Annotated in this window: 16 protein-coding genes and 1 tRNA gene; 8 read left to right on the top strand and 9 right to left on the bottom strand. The window is 75.6% G+C overall.

Features of this window, described 5'->3' with window-relative positions:
* Positions 1 to 93 precede the first annotated feature (93 nt).
* The 3 genes from BLS67_RS07475 to BLS67_RS07485 form a co-directional block, all read right to left on the bottom strand.
* Positions 94 to 945, bottom strand: coding sequence for an ankyrin repeat domain-containing protein (locus BLS67_RS07475; protein WP_091242396.1), 852 nt, complete (start codon positions 943 to 945; stop codon positions 94 to 96).
* Positions 946 to 1,012: 67 nt separating this feature from the next.
* A complete protein-coding gene (locus tag BLS67_RS07480; protein ID WP_091242400.1) occupies positions 1,013 to 1,762 on the bottom strand; it encodes an ABC transporter permease in 750 nt (249 codons plus the stop codon).
* Entirely contained in the window at positions 1,759 to 2,634 is an 876-nt protein-coding gene (locus BLS67_RS07485) for an ABC transporter ATP-binding protein (protein WP_091242402.1), read from the bottom strand. Before BLS67_RS07485 ends, BLS67_RS07480 begins: the two co-directional genes overlap by 4 nt.
* A 196-nt stretch (positions 2,635 to 2,830) precedes the next feature.
* On the opposite strand from BLS67_RS07485, the gene BLS67_RS07490 reads away from it, so the two are divergent.
* From BLS67_RS07490 to BLS67_RS07500, 3 genes are read left to right on the top strand one after another with little or no spacing between them, the layout of a single operon-like run.
* A complete protein-coding gene (locus BLS67_RS07490; RefSeq protein ID WP_091242405.1) occupies positions 2,831 to 3,289 on the top strand; it encodes a universal stress protein in 459 nt (152 codons plus the stop codon).
* A 13-nt stretch (positions 3,290 to 3,302) separates the two neighbouring features.
* On the top strand, positions 3,303 to 4,352 hold the full coding sequence (locus BLS67_RS07495) for an adenylate/guanylate cyclase domain-containing protein (RefSeq protein ID WP_242653897.1): 1,050 nt from the start codon (positions 3,303 to 3,305) through the stop codon (positions 4,350 to 4,352).
* On the top strand, positions 4,349 to 5,980 hold the full coding sequence (locus tag BLS67_RS07500; protein WP_091242413.1) for an ABC-F family ATP-binding cassette domain-containing protein: 1,632 nt from the start codon (positions 4,349 to 4,351) through the stop codon (positions 5,978 to 5,980). Before BLS67_RS07495 ends, BLS67_RS07500 begins: the two co-directional genes overlap by 4 nt.
* Here BLS67_RS07500 and BLS67_RS07505 read toward each other — a convergent pair.
* The 6 genes from BLS67_RS07505 to BLS67_RS07530 all read right to left on the bottom strand — a co-directional run bounded on the left by BLS67_RS07505 (position 5,952) and on the right by BLS67_RS07530 (position 10,445).
* Complete coding sequence (locus tag BLS67_RS07505) at positions 5,952 to 6,737, bottom strand: lysophospholipid acyltransferase family protein (RefSeq protein WP_091242416.1); 786 nt, start codon at positions 6,735 to 6,737, stop codon at positions 5,952 to 5,954. The two genes, BLS67_RS07500 and BLS67_RS07505, sit on opposite strands and share 29 nt — an antisense overlap.
* A gap of 72 nt (positions 6,738 to 6,809) precedes the next feature.
* Positions 6,810 to 8,006: an MFS transporter gene (locus tag BLS67_RS07510; RefSeq protein ID WP_207500405.1), complete on the bottom strand. Its 1,197-nt coding sequence runs from the start codon at positions 8,004 to 8,006 to the stop codon at positions 6,810 to 6,812.
* Positions 8,003 to 8,512, bottom strand: a complete 510-nt coding sequence (locus BLS67_RS07515; protein ID WP_242653898.1) for an SRPBCC family protein — start codon at positions 8,510 to 8,512, stop codon at positions 8,003 to 8,005. Before BLS67_RS07515 ends, BLS67_RS07510 begins: the two co-directional genes overlap by 4 nt.
* Positions 8,513 to 8,598: 86 nt before the next feature.
* A tRNA-Arg gene (locus BLS67_RS07520) sits at positions 8,599 to 8,673 on the bottom strand.
* A 43-nt stretch (positions 8,674 to 8,716) separates the two neighbouring features.
* Complete coding sequence (locus BLS67_RS07525; RefSeq protein WP_091243093.1) at positions 8,717 to 9,406, bottom strand: DUF305 domain-containing protein; 690 nt, start codon at positions 9,404 to 9,406, stop codon at positions 8,717 to 8,719.
* A 73-nt stretch (positions 9,407 to 9,479) separates the two neighbouring features.
* Positions 9,480 to 10,445, bottom strand: coding sequence for a DUF3105 domain-containing protein (locus BLS67_RS07530; RefSeq protein WP_242653899.1), 966 nt, complete (start codon positions 10,443 to 10,445; stop codon positions 9,480 to 9,482).
* Between the two features lie 189 nt (positions 10,446 to 10,634).
* On the opposite strand from BLS67_RS07530, the gene argS reads away from it, so the two are divergent.
* Genes argS through thrB form a run of 5 tightly spaced genes read left to right on the top strand, consistent with a single transcriptional unit; the run spans position 10,635 to position 17,008 of the window.
* On the top strand, positions 10,635 to 12,296 hold the full coding sequence (gene argS / locus BLS67_RS07535; protein ID WP_091242423.1) for an arginine--tRNA ligase: 1,662 nt from the start codon (positions 10,635 to 10,637) through the stop codon (positions 12,294 to 12,296).
* Positions 12,293 to 13,741, top strand: a complete 1,449-nt coding sequence (gene lysA / locus BLS67_RS07540; protein ID WP_091242427.1) for a diaminopimelate decarboxylase — start codon at positions 12,293 to 12,295, stop codon at positions 13,739 to 13,741. Before argS ends, lysA begins: the two co-directional genes overlap by 4 nt.
* Positions 13,738 to 15,030, top strand: a complete 1,293-nt coding sequence (locus tag BLS67_RS07545) for a homoserine dehydrogenase (RefSeq protein WP_091242430.1) — start codon at positions 13,738 to 13,740, stop codon at positions 15,028 to 15,030. Before lysA ends, BLS67_RS07545 begins: the two co-directional genes overlap by 4 nt.
* Positions 15,027 to 16,091, top strand: a complete 1,065-nt coding sequence (gene thrC / locus BLS67_RS07550) for a threonine synthase (RefSeq protein ID WP_091242434.1) — start codon at positions 15,027 to 15,029, stop codon at positions 16,089 to 16,091. The genes BLS67_RS07545 and thrC overlap by 4 nt, the downstream gene beginning before the upstream one ends.
* A complete protein-coding gene (gene thrB / locus BLS67_RS07555; RefSeq protein ID WP_091242437.1) occupies positions 16,088 to 17,008 on the top strand; it encodes a homoserine kinase in 921 nt (306 codons plus the stop codon). Before thrC ends, thrB begins: the two co-directional genes overlap by 4 nt.
* The last annotated feature ends 139 nt before the right edge of the window (positions 17,009 to 17,147 follow it).

The raw sequence follows: 17,147 nt of genomic DNA on the forward strand, positions 1-17,147 counted from the left end.
GCTACCGGCCGGGAGGTCGTGTCGCGGGGCCCAGGGCACCCGCGGCGAGTGGTACGGCTCACCCTGCCCCGTCGTGCGGCCCGGCCGGGGCGGTCAGCCCGCCTGCGGCGCGCCCTCGAGCAGGTCGACCAGGGCGTCCTGCGGGGTGGGGGAGCCGTCGGTGCCGGGGCGGTCCCGGGCGGCCGCGACCCGGGCGATGTCCAGCGCGCTGGCGCCGTCGGAGGTGGTCGCCTCGACGTCGGCCCCCGCGGCGAGCAGCAGCCCGACGACCTCCTCGCGCCCCCCGCCGGGTCCGGCCGCCACGGCGGCGTGCAGGGCGGTGCGCCCGGTGTCGGGGTCGCGGTGGTCGACCTGGGCGCCGGCGGCCAGCAGCACGCGGACCACCTCGGGGTGCCCGGCCGCCGCGGCGGCCCGCAGCGACCCGTCGTCGGCGTGGGCACCGCGGTCGAGCAGCAGCTGGACGGCGTCGATCGACCCGCCCAGCGCGGCGAAGCCCAGCAGCGAGATCTCGGCGTCGTCGTGCACGGAGGACTCCCCGGCGTCCAGCCGGGCGGCCAGCCGCTCGCGGTCGCCGAGGTAGGCGGCGGCCGCGCCGTCGGGCTCGGCTCCGCGGGCCAGCAGCGGGTCGACCAGCTGGGGCGCGAACTCCAGCGCGACGTGCAGCGGCGTGCGCCCGTGCTCGGTGCTGGCCTCGAGGTCGGCCCCGGCGTCCAGCAGCAGGTCGACCAGCTCGGCGTGCCCGTGGGCGACGGCGACGTGCAGCGGGGTCCAGCCGTCCTGCCCGGCCCGCTCGGTGGTCGTGGCCAGCAGGTGCGGTTGGCCCTCGACGGCGCTGCGCACCGCGGCGGCGTCGCCGGCCTCGACGAACCCGGCGAGGCGCTGGGCGGTCATGCGCAGCGCGCGGAGCTCGCCGGTGCTCGGGCCGGAGGGTGTCCGATCGGTCATCGCGTTGCCTCGTTCGCTCGTCGGTCGCGGTGTCGCGGGTGGTCGTCGGGTGCAGGTGCGGGGTGGGTCAGACGACGTCGCGGCGCACGGCCAGGACGGTCCCCAGCACGGCGGCGACCAGACCGTAGCCGAGTAGGAGCAGCCCGCCCTGCCAGGCTCCCAGGAGCTCGGTGCCGCGGTCGGCGGCGGTCATCGCGGCGAGCGCACCACCGGGCAGGTACTCGTAGGCCGAGGACGTCGCCGGGATGCTGCCGATGATCGGCTCGACGACGAACAGGTAGACGAGGGCACCCACGACGGCCCCCACCTGGTTGCGCACCAGGGCCCCGATGCCGACCCCGATGACGGCGTAGACCACCAGCGCCAGGCCCGACCGGGCCAGCACGCCCAGGGCGTCGCCGGACCAGTCCGGCGCCGCGCCGCGGGCGCCGCCGTAGACGCCGGCCACCGCTGCCGTCACCGCGACGACGGCGACCGCGACGACCAGCCCGGCGACCGCGTAGGCCAGCAGCTTCGCCACGACCACCCGGCCGCGGTGCGGGCTGGCCAGGAAGGTCGGGGTGGCGGTGCGGTGCCGGTACTCCTGGGTCATGCCGATCACGCCCAGCACGAGGGTGATGACGGTGACCTGGGCGGGCACGCCGGCGATGGTCTGGCTGAACGCCGCCGAGCCCACCGGCGGCAGCCCGTTCTGCGCGCCGGCCAGAGCGGTGAACAGGGCCGTGAAGCCCCCGGCCATGAGGCAGCCGACCAGCAGCAGCCAGAACCCCACCTTGGTGGTGAGCAGCTTGGTCCACTCGGACCGGACCAGGTTCACGAGGCGCTCCCCGGGGCCGCGGCGTACTGCTCGGCCCCGCTGGTGAGCCGGAAGTACACCTCTTCGAGACCGGAGGTGCGGGCCCGCAGCTCGTGCAGCTCGACCCCGGCCGTGAACGCGCGGTGCCCCACCTCGTCGGTGGTCAGCCCGGTGATGGTCAGCGCACCCGGGGCGGTGGTCTCGACGACGACGTCAGGCCCCGCCAGCGCCGCGGCCAGCTGGTCGGCGGCCGGGGTGCGCACCAGCACGGTGCCCGCGGACTCGTCGCGCAGCTCGTCCAGGGTGCCCTCGCGGACCAGCTTGCCCGCGCCGACGATGACGACCCGGTCGGCGGTCTGCTCGACCTCGGCCAGCAGGTGCGAGGAGATGAGCACCGTGCGCCCCTGGTCGTGCGCCAGGTGCCGGAGGAAACCCCGCAGCCACTGGATGCCCTCGGGGTCCAGGCCGTTGGCCGGTTCGTCGAGCACGAGCACCTGCGGGTCGCCCAGCAGCGCGGTGGCCAGGCCCAGCCGCTGGCGCATGCCGAGGGAGTAGTTGCCGGCCTTGCGCTTCCCGGCCGGGGTGAGCCCGACCTGGGCCAGCACCTCGTCGGCGCGTGCACCGGGCAGACCCGCGGCCCGGCAGTACACCCGCAGGTGGTCGCGGCCGGTGCGGCCCGGGTGGAAGGCGGTCTCCAGCACCGCTCCGACGTGCCGGGTGGGGTCGGTGAGCGCGGCGTAGGGCGTGCCGCCGATCGTCGTCGTCCCGCGGTCGGGGGTGATCAGGCCCAGGGCCATGCGCAGCGTGGTGGTCTTCCCGGCACCGTTGGGGCCCAGGAAGCCGGTCACCTGGCCGGGTTCGACGGAGAAGCTCAAGGAGTCCACCGCGGTCACGGAGCCGAAGGTCTTGGTGAGGTCGCGGACCTCAACCCGGCCGCTGACGGCTGCTGGGCTGCTCGTGATGGAAGCCTCCTCGGTGGTCCCCCGTGGCGTGCTCCCATCCAACCGCACCGGGGCCGTGGGCAACCACCTGTGACCCCTGGACACACCTGCCGCGCGCGGCCGTCCGGCGTCCGCTAGGTTCCGCCCTGTGACTGCCTATCGGACCGTCGTCGTCGGTACGGACGGCTCGGAGTCCTCGCTGCGCGCGGTGGCCCGGGCCGGAGCCCTCGCGGGGGCGTGCGGGGCCACCCTGGTCATCGCCTGCGCCTACCTGCCCACCGATCCCGACGACCGCGACGTGCGCGGCGCGGCCGACGTCCTCAAGGACGAGGCCTACCAGGTCATGGGCTCCTCGCCGGCCGAGGAGACCGTGCGCACCGCCCACGAGCGGGCCTCGGGCGCCGGCGCGGGGGACGTGCGCACGGTGGCCGTGGTGGGGTCCCCGGTCGAGGCGCTGCTGGACGTCGTGAAGCGGGAGTCCGCCGACCTGCTGGTGGTCGGCAACCGCGGGCTGGCCGGGATCAAGGGCCGGTTGCTCGGGTCGGTGCCGGCCGACGCGACCCGTCGCTCGGCGGTCGACGTGCTCGTCGTGCACACCACGGACTGATCGGGGCCCAGCCGTGGACGCCGTCCCGGACGCGCGGGAGGCGATGGACCGCCTGCTGCTGGGCGGACCGCGCCGCTGGACCCGCGCGGAGGTCGCCCGCCGGTCCGGGGTCGACCCCGAGCGCACCCAGCGGCTGTGGCGGGCGCTGGGGTTCGCCGACGTCGGCGACGACGACGAGGTGTTCACCGACGACGACGTCGAGGCCCTGCGCACGCTCGGGGCGCTGATCGACTCGGGGTTCGTCGACCTGGACACCGAGGCGTCGATCGCCCGGGCGATGGGTCAGTCGCTGTCCCGGCTCGCCGACTGGCAGACCGACATGCTCGCCGCCCTGCTGCGCGAGCACCCCGACGAGCCGGTGGACGCCGTCCGCGCGGCCGAGATGCTGCTCCCGCTGATGCGCGAGGTGCAGGACTACGTCTGGCGCCGGCACCTGTCCGCCAACGCCGAGCGGCTGCTGGCTGCCGGGCCCGACGAGGCCACCGACCGGCGCGAGCTGGCCGTGGGGTTCGCCGACCTGGTCGGCTACACCTCGCGCAGCCGCGGCATGGGCGGACGCGAGCTCGGCGCGATGGTCGAGGACTTCGAGGGCCTCACCGCCGACCTGGTGGCCCGGCACCACGGCCGGGTGGTGAAGACGGTGGGCGACGGCGTCCTGTTCACCTGCACCTCGGCGGTCGACGCGGTCGAGATCGGTCTCCGGCTGCCCGAGGAGTGGGCCGCGAGCGACCGGCCGCCGCTGCGGGTGGGCGCGGCCCACGGCCCCGTGCTGACCCGGCTGGGCGACGTCTACTCGCCGGTGGTCAACCTGGCCAGCCGGCTGACCTCCCTGGCGCGGCCGGGCACGGTCCTGGTCGACCAGGACCTCGCCCGGCTGCTGCGCGGGCTGCGCGCCTACCGGGTGCGCCCGCTGCGCCGGGTCTCGGTCCGCGGCTACGACCACCTGCAGCCCTGGCTGGTCCGCCGCCGCCCCGGCACCCCCGTCCCCGGCGAGGACACCGGCCCCTTCGAGGACTTCCTCGACGACTACGCCGACGACGTCCTGGACACTCCTCCCACGTGACAGCAACCCTGGTCGCCCGCGGGCTGGCCGCCGGGCACGGCGCCTCGGTCCTCTTCGCCGACCTGGACCTGGTGGTGGCCCCCGGCGACGTCGTCGGCCTGGTCGGGGTGAACGGGGCGGGCAAGTCCACGCTGCTGCGCACCCTGGCCGGCCTGCTGCCGGCCGAGGACGGCGCGATCAGCCTCTCCCCGCCCTCGGCCACGGTCGGCTACCTGCCGCAGGAGCACGAGCGCCGGGAGGGCGAGACGGTGCTGGGCGCCCTGGCCCGCCGCACCGGGGTGGCCGACGCGCAGCTGCAGATGGACGACGCGCTGGCCGCGCTCACCGCCGGCACCCCCGACGACGGCTACGCCGACGCCCTGGAGCGGTGGTTGGCCCTGGGCGGGGCGGACCTCGAGGACCGCGCCGACGAGGTGCTCGCCCAGGTCGCGCCGGGGGTGGCCGCGGACGCCGCGACGACCGGCCTGTCCGGTGGTCAGGCGGCCCGGGTCGGGTTGGCGTCGCTGCTGCTGTCCCGCTACGACGTCCTGCTGCTCGACGAGCCCACCAACGACCTGGACCTCGCCGGGCTGGACCAGCTCGAGACCTTCGTGCAGGGCCTGCGCACCGGGGTGGTGCTGGTCAGCCACGACCGCGAGTTCCTGGCCCGCACCGTCACCCGCGTGGTCGAGCTGGACCTCGCGCAGCAGCTGGTCCGGGTGCACGACGGCGGCTACGAGGCCTACCTGACCGAGCGGGAGGTCGACCGCCGGCACGCCCGCGAGGAGTACGAGGAGTTCGCCGACACGAAGGCCGGTCTCGAGGCCCGCGCCCGCATGCAGAAGAACTGGATGGCCAAGGGCGTCCGCGACTCCATCAAGAAGAGCAAGGACGGCGACAAGCACATCAAGGCCGCCCAGCGGGCCTCGTCCGAGAAGCAGGCGGCGAAGGCCAAGCAGACCCAGCGCCGGATCGAGCGGCTGGAGGTCGTCGAGGAGCCCCGCAAGGAGTGGGAGCTGCGCATGGAGATCGCCGCGGCGCCGCGGGCCGGCGCGGTCGTCGCCACCCTGCGCGGCGCGGTGGTCGACCGGGGCGGGTTCCGGCTGGGCCCGGTGGACCTCCAGGTCGACTGGGGGGACCGGCTGGCCATCACCGGCGGCAACGGGGCGGGCAAGTCCACGCTGCTGGCGGCGCTGCTGGGCCGGGTCGAGCTGACCGCGGGCTCGGCGTCCCTGGGGTCGGGGGTGCGGCTGGGCGAGGTGGACCAGGCCCGGCGCAGCTTCCTCGGCGACCTGCCGCTGTCGGCCGCGTTCGGTGCCGAGGTGCCGGACCTGCCCGACGCCGAGGTGCGCACGCTGCTGGCCAAGTTCGGGCTGCGGGCGGGCCACGTGCTGCGTCCGGCCGGCTCGCTGAGCCCGGGGGAGCGCACCCGCGCGGCGCTGGCCCTGCTGCAGGCCCGCGGGGTGAACGTCCTGGTCCTCGACGAGCCCACCAACCACCTCGACCTGCCCGCCATCGAGCAGCTGGAGCAGGCGTTGGCCGACTACACGGGCACGCTCCTGCTGGTCACGCACGACCGCCGGATGCTCGACGCCGTGGCGGTCACCCGCCGGCTGGCGGTCAGCGCGGGGCAGGTGTCCGAGGGCTGAGCCCGACGGCGTGGGTGCGCGGGCGCGGCGGGTGGGTGATGGTCCGCGGCGGGTCGGCCTCGAGCACGCCGGCGACCGCGTACTCGGCGAGCGCGGCCACCTCCGCCGTGGTCCCCCGTCGGGGGGCGATGGCGGGGAGGAGGTGGACCTCCAGGACCAGGTCCGCCGTGCCCAGCACCCGCGCGGCGCTGCGCCACCAGGTCTCGCCGTCCAGCTGCGCGGTCGCCGTCGTCGGCCGGCCGGCCACCCGGGCCCGGACGGCGACCGGGCAGACCGGGACCCCGGCGGCCAGTGCCGGGGCGAAGCGTCCGGGGACGAACCGGCCGATCTCGGTGCCGCAGGTGGTGGCGACCTCGGGGCGCACCAGCACGCTGCGACCGCGCAGCAGCTCGGCCTCGACCTGGTCGGCCCGGATGCTGGCCAGCCCCGGCCAGATGGTCCCGTCGTCCTCGGGCAGGGCGGCCACAGCGGTGCGCAGGGCCAGGTCGTCGACCCAGGAGATCCGGTTGGCCACGACGAGCTTCGCGCCGGTGGGCCAGGGGGTGGCGGGCTGGACCACGACGACGCGGATGCCGGCGGCGGTCAGCAACCGGGCGGCGGTGCAGACGGCGTGCCGCCGGCCGTCGCCGGCCGGTGGGCGGGTGGAGGCGCGGGCCAGCGCGGCGGCCAGGGCGACCGCGCGGCGGCGCCGGGTCGCGCTGGTCGCGGTGGGGGAGACGTCGGCGAGGCAGGCGGTCGAGCAGGGCTGCGCGCTCATGGGCACCACGGTCGGGTCCGCAGGTGGCCGCCGGGTGTCCGCCGGCCCACGACGACACGTCGGGTGCCGGAATCAGGAGCGGTCGACCGACGTCCAGGCCAGGGTCAGGGCGGCGACGCCGGCGAGGACGGCCAGCAGCACGGGGTAGGGGGCGACCGCGGTGAGGGCGGCCAGCACCAGGGGGGCGGCGAAGCCGACGTAGGTCAGCGCGTAGAAGACCCCCGTCAACCCGGCCAGCTCGTGCGCGGCGGCCACCCGTTGGGTCTCGAGCAGGCCGGCCACCAGGCAGCACCCGTAGCCGGCGCCGAGCAGCAGGGCGGTGGGCAGCAGCAGCCACGGCGTGGGCGACACGGCGTACCCGACCGCCACGAGGAGACCGGCCAGGACGGCGGTCGTGCCCAGCCGCGCAGCCGGGCGGGTGTCGTCGGCGGCCAGCCGGCGGGCCAGCGGCTGCACGAGGACGCCGGTGCCCAGGGTCAGCCCGGCCACCACGGCGTTGACCGCCACCGCGTACTCCGCCGCCGCCCCGCCGCCGTCGGCGAGCAACCCCGGGAGGACGGCGAGGGAGACGGTGGCCGCGGTGAACACCCAGGGCGCGACCGGGGTGACCAGCCGCAGGAAGCGCGGGTGCCGCACCGAGCGCACCCGGACGGCGGTCCGCAGCGGCACCCGCGTGTCGCTGCGCGGCACGGTCTCCGGGCTCCGCCACAGCGGCACGAGGACGGCGACGGCGAGCACCAGGTGCGGCAGGTAGGCCACGGTCAGCGGGTGCGGGGCCCACTGGGCCACCAGCCCCGCGACCAGCGGCCCGAGCCCGAACCCGGCCGACAGCGCGGTGGCGGCCCGCCGGGCACCGGTGCCGGGGACGGTGGTGGGGTCCCACGCGGGGCCGGAGAGCTCGCGCACCCAGGCGCTGCCCGCGGCGAACGCGGCCCCGCTGGCCACCCCGGCCAGCAACCGCCCGGCGTAGAGCGCCCACAGCTGGTCCAGCAGCAGCACGGCGGTGGCCAGCACCGACACCACCGCGGCGGCGCGCAGCACGGGCCCGCGGCCCCGCGCGTCGGACACCGGCCCCAGCACGAGCAGCGCCGGGATCAGGCCCAGCGCGTAGACCCCGACCAGGGCCGACACGTCGACCTCGGACAGCCCCTCGTCGCGCCGGTAGGCCACCAGCAGGCTCACGAACTGGTTGGCGCCCCAGCCGATGGCGAACATCGTCACCGCGACCGGGATCCACGCCCGGGGTCGGGGTGCGGCCGGTGCGGTCACGCGGTGGGCTCGGCCGCCGCGGGCCCCTCGAGCAGGGTCTTGAGCCGGTGCAGGCTCGTGGCCAGGTTGCGGCGCTGGAAGTCGGCGAACGGGCCGCGGGTGGCGACGGCGTCGAAGACGGTGGCCACCGGGTCGGGCATGCGGCGCTCGTCGGTCCACGTCTGGGTCACCCGGGTGCCGGCGGTGCCGTCGGGCAGGGTGACCGGCTCCAGCCGGTGCTCCCAGCTGGCGATGCCGGTGCGCAGCCGGCGGCGGGCGCCGCCGATGGCCCGCACCCGGAAGGCGAACCGGGCACCGGGGTCGGCCGCGGTGACGACGCACTCGGTGATCCAGCGGAACCCGCGGCGCTCGTTGTCGCCGGTGAACACCGCGCCGACCGGGAGCGAGCCGGTGCTGCCCGTGCGGGCCCCGCGGTTCTCGGGGCTGAACTCCGGGGTGCGGGTCGGGTCGCTGACGACGGCGTAGACCGCGGCCGGCGCCGCGGCCACCAGGATCGAGTCGGTCACGGTGCGCAGTCGTGGCACGTCGTCCCCTTCGTGGACCGGTCCGGACGCACGAAGGGCCGGATCCTCGTGGATCCGGCCCGGTGCGCTGGTGCCCCCGGCAGGATTCGAACCTGCGCCCCTGCCTCCGGAGGGCAGTGCTCTATCCCCTGAGCTACGGGGGCTCGTGGTGGTGCTGGGGAAGCGACGGGAACGTTATCGCACCGCTCAGGGGGCCGGGAGGGGGGACCCCCCGCGGGCGGCGAGCATCGCGGCCATGGTCGTGGCCTCGGCGGTCTGGGTCGCCGCGATCGACCGCGCCAGGCCCCGGACGGCGGCCTCGGACGCGTGCGCCTCGCCGTACTCGGCCATCTCCAGACCGCCCTGGTGGTGCCGGATCATCAGCTGCAGGAACAGCACGTCGAAGTCGTTCCCCGTCGCCGCGCGCAGCTGGGTGAGCTCGGCGTCGGTGGCCATGCCGGGCATGAGGCCACCGGACATGTGGTCGTGCCCCTCCGCCCCCATCCAGGCCATGTCGTGGGTGCCGGTGACCGGGAGGCCCCACAGCGACAACCAGCCCTGCATCCGGCCGACCTGGTTGAGCTGGGTCTGCGAGATGTCGAAGGCCAGCGACAGCACCTCGGGATCGGTGCTGCGGCCGGTGGCCAGGTTGGCCATCTGGACGGCCTGCAGGTGGTGGTCGGACATGTCCAGCGAGAACCCGGCGTCGACCGAACCGGCTACCGGGGTCTCGGTGCGCCCCAGGCCGAGGGCGACCGCGAGCCCCCCACCGATCAGGACCAGCCCGGCCGCGATGACCGCCACCAGCCCGGCGGCCAGCCAGCGCCGGGGCTGCCGGGGGGCGCCGTCGGGCTCGTCGACGGGCTCGACCGGACGGGTGGGGCTCTGGGTCTGCACGGGGATCACCTCGGGGTTCGCGCGGTGCCCGGCCGGTGGTCGGCCGGGCACCGGTTCGTGCTCAGGGGGCCGGTCAGGGGGCCGTCGTCGCGCTGGGCTCGGTGGTGGGCTCGGTGGTGGGCTCGGTGGACGCGGTGCCGGGGGCGGCGGAGTCCGTGGTCGGCGCGTCGCTGTTGCCGACCGGCTCGCTGCTGGCGTCGGCCGGCAGGGGGTTGGCCGCGAAGTCCGGGTTCTCGCAGCTGGCGCCGACCTCCGGGTAGAGCGAGGTGCCGTCGGCGTCCGTGCCGCGGCGGAAGAAGTCGATGTACTGCTGGATCCGGGGGTCGTCGACCGAGTCCACGGCCAACCGGTGGTTCCAGGACTCCAGGCTGATCGGGCTCTGCAGGTCCGACGTGGTGGCCAGCCCGGCGTAGGGGGACATCAGGAGGTAGCTGCCGTTGTCCGACACCAGCGACGACAGCGTCGCGACGTCGTCGCTGCTGAGCACGTCGGGGTCGTAGGTGATCCAGACGGCGCCGTGCTCCAGGGAGTGCACGGCGTTCTCGTGCCGGATGTCGATGTCGTAGACGGTGCCCGTGCAGTCGGCCCAGTACGGGTCGTGCGGGCCGCCGACGGGCGGGTTCTCGGTGTAGGTCACGTTCTCGGTGACGTGCTGCTGACCGGCGGCGTACTCGAAGACCTGCACGCCCTGGATCTGGTCGGCCGCGGTGATGCGGTTCTCGTTCTTCTCGTTCACCGCGTGCACCGCGTAGCCGATGACCGCGCCGGCGAACACGACGACCGCGACCGCGGCGGCGATGAGCCCCCAGGGCTTGGGCTTGGCGACGACGGCCTGCTGCGGGCGGGTGCGTCCGCCCTTGCCGGCGGGCCGGCTGCCGGCCTTCGCGGCGCCCTTGCCGGCCCCCTTGCCGCCGCCCAGGCCCTTGCCGGCCGGGGTCGCCTGACGCCCGCCGGCCCCCTTGCCGGGCGTGCGCCTGGCCGCGGACGACCCGCCCGTCGGCTTCTCGGCGTTCGTGTCGGGCTTCGGGTCCTCGGGCAAGGCCTCTCCAGTTCAGGTCGTGGGCGCAGGCGGCGGCGGGGTCGACGCCTCGGGGGCGGCCGGCTGGTCCGGCGGGCGAGTCTAGGTGCCGCACCTGTGCGCACCGTCGGTCGTGACGACGCTCACGCGCCGTCCCTGCTGGTCAACGGCGCGGGGAAGTCGGTGGTTCCGCTCTTCTAGGATCACCCGGTGACGCCCGAGCAGCTCAGTGCCCTCGTCCGCGCCGTCGTCGCCGGGGCCGTCGAGCGCGGCACGCTCGCGGTCGCCGTCCCCGACGACGTCGTGGTCGAGCGCCCCCGCAACCCCGAGCACGGCGACTACGCCACCACCGTGGCGCTGAAGCTGGCCAAGCAGGCCGGCCGGCCCCCGCGCGAGGTGGCCGAGGTGCTGGCCGCCGACCTGCGCGAGCAGCCGGGCATCGCCCGGGTGGACGTCGCGGGCCCCGGTTTCCTCAACGTGACCTTCGCGCAGGGTGCGCTGGGCCAGATCGCCGTCGACGCGGTCACCGCCGGCGAGGCCTACGGCCGCACCGACGCCCTGGCCGGGCAGCGGGTGAACCTCGAGTTCGTCTCGGCGAACCCGACGGGTCCGGTGCACATCGGCGGCACCCGCTGGGCCGCGGTCGGCGACGCGCTGGGCCGGTTGCTCACCGCCAGCGGGGCCGACGTCAGCCGCGAGTACTACTTCAACGACGCCGGCTCCCAGATCGACCGGTTCGCCCGCAGCCTGGTGGCCGCCGCGCACGGGCGCCCGGCGCCCGAGGACGGCTACGCCGGCGACTACATCGGCGAGATCGCCGCCTCGGTGGTGGCCGCCGAGCCCGGGGTGACCGAGCTGCCCGCCGAGCAGGAGCAGGAGCGGTTCCGGGTGCGCGGCGTCGACCTGATGTTCGGCGAGATCAAGGCCTCGCTGGCCGACTTCGGCGTCGTGTTCGACACCTACTTCTCCGAGGCGACCCTGCACGCCAGCGGCGCGCTGGAGAAGGTGATCGGCACGCTGCGCGAGCGGGGGCACGTCTACGAGGCCGACGGCGCGACCTGGCTGCGCACCACCGACTTCGGCGACGACAAGGACCGCCCGCTGGTCAAGAGCGACGGCGACTACACCTACTTCGCCGCCGACTGCGCCTACTACCAGGACAAGCGGTCCCGGGGCTTCGACCGCGTGGTGATCATGCTCGGCGCCGACCACGCCGGGTACGTCGGCCGCTACAAGGCGCTGGTCGCGGCGCTGGGTGACGACCCGGCCGCGAACCTCGAGATCCTGCTCGGCCAGCTGGTCAACCTCGTCCGCGACGGCCAGCCGCTGCGCATGAGCAAGCGGGCCGGCACGGTCATCACCCTCGCCGACCTGGTCGAGGCCGTCGGCGCCGACGCCGCCCGCTACGCGCTGGCGCGGGCCTCGGTCGACCAGCAGATCGACCTGGACCTCGACCTGTGGAGTCGGGCGGCCAGCGACAACCCGGTCTTCTACGTCCAGTACGCCCACGCCCGCATCGCCTCGCTGCTGCGCGGCGCGGCCGACCTGGGCATCGACCTGGGCACGGCCGCCACGGTCGACGCCACCCCGCTGGCCCACCCGCGGGAGGTCGACCTGCTGCGCGCGGTCGCCGAGTTCCCCCGGGTGGTCACCGCGGCCGCCGAGCTGCGCGCGCCGCACCGGGTCGCCCGCTACCTGGAGGAGCTCGCCGGCACCTACCACCGGTTCTACGACGTCTGCCGGGTGCTGCCCCGCGGCGACGACGAGGTCACCCCGACGACCGTCGCCCGGCTGTGGCTGTGCGCGGCCACCGCCCAGGTGCTGCGCAACGGCCTGGCCGTGCTCGGCGTGCAGGCCCCGGAGCGGATGTGAGGGCGCACCCCGCAGGTCCGCTGCACGGGAACATCACCCCGCCCAGCGCGGCCGGCGCCCCGCCGGTGTCCCTCGGCGACCTCGACGGCCAGGTGTGGCCCCGCGGCGCCGCGCGGGTCGACGGCGAGCTGCACCTGGCCGGCCGGTCGGTGACGGACCTGGTGCGCGAGCACGGCACCCCGCTGTTCGTCCTGGACGAGGCCGACTTCCGCGGCCGCGCGGCCGACTTCCGCGAGGGCTTCGCCGGCGCCGACGTCCACTACGCCTCGAAGGCGTTCCTGTGCGGCCAGGTCGCCCGCTGGGTGGCCGAGGACGACCTGCACCTGGACGTCTGCAGCGGCAACGAGCTGTCGGTGGCGCTGGCCGCCGGGTTCCCCGCCGAGCGGATCGCGCTGCACGGCAACAACAAGTCCCTGGTCGAGCTGGCGCTCGCCGTCGACGCCGGGGTCGGGCACGTGGTGCTGGACTCCTTCGACGAGATCGACCGCCTGGTGCCGCTCGCCGCCGCGCGGGTGGCCGCCGGGGGAGCGCCGGTCGCCGTGCTGGTGCGCACGACGGTGGGCATCGAGGCGCACACCCACGAGTTCATCGCGACCGCGCACGAGGACCAGAAGTTCGGCTTCTCCCTGGCCACCGGCGACGCGCTGACCGCCGCGGTCCGGGTGATCCGCGAGCCCGCGCTGGACCTCGCCGGCCTGCACAGCCACATCGGCTCGCAGATCTTCGACACCCAGGGCTTCGAGGCCGCGGCGCACCGGGTGGTCGGGCTGATGGCGCAGGTCGAGCAGGCCACCGGCGTCGTCCTGGGCCAGCTCAACCTCGGCGGCGGGTTCGGCATCGCCTACCTCGCCGACGACGACCCGATCACCCCGGCCGACGTCGCCGCGCGCATGCGGCACGTGGTGGCCTCCGAGTGCGCCGCGCTGGGTCTGCCGGTGCCCCGGCTCGCGGTCGAGCCCGGCCGGGCGATCGCGGGGCCCGGCACGGTCACCCTCTACGAGATCGGCACCATCAAGCCGGTGCGGTTGGGCTCCTCGGGCGCACCGGGCACCCCGGCGGTCCGCAACTACGTCTCGGTGGACGGCGGCATGAGCGACAACATCCGCACCGCCCTCTACGACGCCGCCTACACGTGCGTGCTGGCCAACCGGGTCTCCGACGCCCCGCCGGCGCTGTGCCGGGTGGTGGGCAAGCACTGCGAGAGCGGCGACGTGCTGGTCCGCGACCTGTGGCTGCCCTCGGACGTCGTCCCCGGCGACCTGCTCGCGGTGGCCGCCACCGGGGCCTACTGCTGGTCGATGGCCTCGAACTACAACTACCTGCTCAAGCCGCCGGTGGTGGCCGTCCGGGACGGGGTGTCGGCGACGATCGTGCGACGGCAGACACTGTCCGACGTGTTCGCCCTCGACGCCGTCCTGTCCTCCTCCGCCGAGGTCCTCTCGTGAGCGCCCCGCTCCGGGTGGCGCTGCTGGGCTGCGGCACCGTCGGCTCGGCGGTGCTGCGCCTGCTCACCGACCAGGCCGCCGACATCACCGCCCGGGTCGGTTGCCCCGTGCAGGTCGCCGGGGTTGCCGTCCGGCGTCCCGACCGGCACCCCGAGGTGCCCGCCGACCTGCTGACCACCGACGCGCACGCGCTGGTGACCTCGCCCGACGTCGACCTGGTGGTCGAGGTCATCGGCGGGATCGAGCCGGCCCGCGAGCTGATGCTGGCCGCGTTCGCCGCGGGCAAGGGCGTGGTCAGCGCGAACAAGGCGCTGCTGGCCGACGACGGCGTGGCGCTGCACGCCGCGGCCGCCGAGGCCGGCGTCGACCTCTACTACGAGGCCGCCGTCGCCGGCGCGATTCCGTTGCTGAGGCCGCTGCGCGAGTCCCTGGCCGGTGACCAGCTCACCCGGGTGGTCGGCATCGTCAACGGGACGACGAACTACATCCTCTCCCGCATGGCCGAGACCGGCGCCGGGTTCGCCGAGGCGCTGGCCGAGGCCACCGAGCTGGGCTACGCCGAGGCCGACCCCACCGCCGACGTCGACGGCTTCGACGCCGCCGCCAAGGCCGCCATCCTGGCCTCGCTGGCGTTCCACTCCCCGGTGGTGGCCGGCGACGTGTACCGCGAGGGCATCTCCGCGGTCTCCTCGACCGACGTCGCCCGGGCCGCCGAGATCGGCTGCACCGTCAAGCTGCTGGCGATCTGCGAGAAGGTCACCGGCGAGCACGGCGACGCGATCGCCGTCCGGGTGCACCCGGCGATGATCCCGACCACGCACCCGCTGGCGTCGGTGGGCGGGGCGTTCAACGCGGTCTTCGTCGAGGCCGAGGCGGCCGGTCAGCTGATGTTCTACGGCCAGGGCGCGGGGGGTGAGCCCACCGCCTCGGCGGTGCTGGGCGACCTGGTCGCCGTGGCCCGCAACCGGGTGGCCGGGGTCGCCGGGCCGGGCACGACGGCCTACGCCGGCCTCCCGGTGGCCCCGATGGCCGACACCCCCACGCGGTACCACGTGAGCCTCGACGTCGCGGACAAGCCGGGGGTGCTGGCCACCGTCGCGCAGGAGTTCGCCGCCCAGGGCGTGAGCATCTCCACCGTCCGCCAGGACGGCTCCGGCGAGGCCGCCACCCTGGTGATCGTCACCCACCTGGCCCCCGACTCGGCCCTGTCTGCCACGATCTCCCGGCTGCGCGGGATGCCGGCCGTCCGGGCCGTGACCAGCGTGCTCCGCGTGGAAGGACTCTCATGACCACCGCATCGCCGTTCTGGCCGGGGCTGATCGAGGCCTACCGCGACCGGCTGCCGGTGAGCGCGACGACCCCGGTGGTGACGCTGCAGGAGGGCGCCACCCCGCTGGTGCCCGCGCCCGAGCTGTCCCGCCGCACCGGCTGCGACGTGCACCTCAAGGTCGAGGGCGCCAACCCGACCGGGTCGTTCAAGGACCGCGGCATGACCATGGCGATCACCAAGGCCGTCGAGGAGGGCGCGCAGGCGGTCATCTGCGCCTCCACCGGCAACACCTCGGCCAGTGCGGCGGCCTACGCCGCCCGGGCCGGGTTGGTCTGCGCCGTCCTCGTGCCGCAGGGCAAGATCGCCACCGGCAAGCTGGCCCAGGCGCTGGTGCACGGCGCGAAGCTGCTGCAGGTGCAGGGCAACTTCGACGACTGCCTGGCCCTGGCCTCCAAGCTGGCCATCGACTACCCGGTCAGCCTGGTCAACAGCGTGAACCAGTACCGCATCGAGGGGCAGAAGACCGCCTCGTTCGAGATCGTCGACGTGCTCGGCGATGCGCCGGACATCCACTGCCTGCCGGTCGGCAACGCCGGCAACATCACCGCGTACTGGCAGGGCTACCGGGAGTACTGCGACAACGGCCCGGCCACCAAGCGGCCACGGATGTTCGGCTTCCAGGCCGCCGGGTCCGCGCCCATCGTGGACGGTGCCGTGGTCGAGAACCCCAGCACGATCGCCACCGCCATCCGGATCGGCAACCCGGCGTCGTGGACCAAGGCGCTGGCCGCGCGCGACGAGTCCGGGGGGCGCATCGACGCCGTCACCGACCGGGCCATCCTGGCCGCCTACCGGCTGCTGGCCCGCACCGAGGCGGTCTTCGTCGAGCCGGCGTCGGCGGCCTCGGTCGCCGGTCTGCTGCAGGTCGCCGCAGCCGGCGAGCTGGAGCCGGGCCAGCGCATCGTGTGCACGGTGACCGGCAACGGCCTCAAGGACCCCGAGTGGGCCATCTCCGGTGCTCCGGCGCCGGTCACCATCCCCGTCGACGCCGCTGCCGCCGCCGCGCAGCTGGGCCTGTGACCGCCGCGCCGGGCCAGCCGGTCCGCATCCGGGTGCCGGCCACCAGCGCCAACCTCGGGCCCGCCTTCGACAGCGCGGGTCTCGCGCTGAGCCTGTACGACGAGCTCGAGGTGTCCGTCGTCGACGGGCTCGAGGTGGTCGTCGAGGGCTTCGGCGCCGACGACCTGCCCCGCGACGAGACCCACCTCGTGGTCCGCGCCTTCCGGGCCGCCTGCGCCGACCTGGGCTGGTCGCCGCCGGGCCTGCGGCTGGTCGCCCGCAACGGCATCCCGCAGGGCCGGGGCCTCGGGTCCTCCGCCTCGGCGGTGGTCGCCGGCATCCTGGCCGCCTGGGCCCTGTGCCCGGCCGTCGTGGGCGTCGACGACGACCGCGTGCTGGCGCTGGCCGACGCCATCGAGGGCCACCCCGACAACGTCGCCGCCTGCCTGCTCGGGGGGCTGACGCTGTCCTGGACGGGCGCCGAGGGCGTGCGGGCGGCGTCGCTGGCCGTGTCCCCGCAGGTCACCCCGCTGGTGTGCGTGCCCACCACGACGCTGTCCACCCACGTCGCCCGCGAGCTGCTGCCCGCCGTCGTCCCGCACGGCGACGCCGCCTTCAACGCGGGCCGCTCCGCCCTGCTCGTGCACGCCCTCACCGCCGCGCCGCAGCTGCTGCTGGACGCGACGGAGGACCGGCTGCACCAGGACCAGCGGGCCGCCGCGATGCCCGGCACCGCCGCGCTGGTCGCCGACCTGCGCGACGCCGGCCACGCGGCCGTCGTGTCCGGTGCCGGCCCGAGCGTGCTCGTGCTGGACGCCCGGCCCGAGGACGCCGCGCTGGTGCGCACCGTCGTTCCCGAGGACTGGCAGGTCCTCGACGTGGCCGTGGAGGCGGCCGGCGCACGTGTCCGGTACGGAGACCGTGCTGTATCGTCCTGAACGCCTGGGAGGACACCCGGGGCAGCCGGCGTGGTCGGCTCCTCCACCCGGTGTCCAGGCTGGTCCCACAGCCGCCCTCGGGCGAGCCTCATCGCGAGACGTCGACGACGCGCGACTGCCGTCCTTCGTCCCGCTCCCA

This window comes from Klenkia soli, assembly GCF_900103975.1.
Lineage (GTDB): Bacteria > Actinomycetota > Actinomycetes > Mycobacteriales > Geodermatophilaceae > Klenkia > Klenkia soli.